Source organism: Streptomyces sp. NPDC093109 (assembly GCF_040701725.1).
Classification (GTDB): domain Bacteria; phylum Actinomycetota; class Actinomycetes; order Streptomycetales; family Streptomycetaceae; genus Streptomyces.
On the sequence record NZ_JBFBEZ010000128.1, the window covers coordinates 1 to 1,083 of the forward strand.

The window sequence follows — 1,083 nt, forward strand, 5'->3', positions numbered from 1 at the left end:
CGGTACCGGCTGCCGCTCCTCGGGCGGCACCAACTGGGGCTACACCAAGACGGGCGCCCCCTCGGGCGGCCCGGTCGCCGACGCCCCCACCCTCGGCACGGACGCGTCGGGCCCCAGCACCAGACTGGCCGCCTCCCTGACCACCGCGGCCCCGCTCGCCTCGACGGTCTCGACCGGCACCACCGCCTACCGGCAGACGTTCACGTACGACTGGCTCGGCAACCGCGCCACGCTGACGGACCACAACACCGCCGACGCCACGAAGAACACCACCTTCACGTACGGCTACGGCACCACCGTCGCGGGCCAGAGCCTCGTCCAGCAGCCCCACGTCCTCACCTCGGTCACCTCCACACCGGCCGGCCAGGGCAGCGTCTACACGAACAACAAGGTGGGCAACACCACCCTCCGCGACCTCGCGAAATCCACCCAGCGCCTGGACTGGACGGCCGAGGACCAGCTCGACACGATCACCACCGACGGTGTCACCACCCGCTACGTCTACGACGCCGACGGCAACCGCCTCCTGGAGAACTCACCCACCGGCTCCACCCTGTACCTGGGCGAGACCGAGCTGACCACCGACTCCACCGGCAAGATCACCCGCGCCTCCCGCGCCTACGCCCAGGCCGGCGCCCCCACCGTCGTACGCACCACCACCAACGGTGCGAGCACCGGCCACCAGCTCAACGTCCTCATCACCGACCAGGTCGGCACCGCCAACACCACCATCAGCCTCACCACCGGCCAGACCGTCACCCGCCGCGCCTTCAAGCCGTACGGCGAGATCCGCGGCACCAAACCCACCACCTGGCCCAACAAACGCGGCTACCTCGGCTCCGGCATCGACGACACCGTCACCGGCCTGACCCATCTCGGTGCCCGCGAATACGACCAGGCAGCAGGCCGCTTCCTGACCGCCGACCCGGTCATCGACATCACCGACCCGCTCCAGATGAACGGGTACGCGTACAGCAACAACAGCCCGATCAGCAGCAGCGACCCGACGGGGCTGTGCCCGGCGGACATCTGCGGCCACGGATCGCAGAACCCCTCACAGCACTACGGCGGCGGCCCGAAGGA

The 1,083-nt window shown here is 70.0% G+C and carries 1 protein-coding gene; it reads left to right on the forward strand.

Features of this window, described 5'->3' with window-relative positions; translation table 11 throughout:
- Positions 1 to 1,083, forward strand: a 1,083-nt coding sequence (locus AB0389_RS37895; protein WP_366400137.1) for an RHS repeat-associated core domain-containing protein, incomplete at both ends; no start/stop codon positions are given.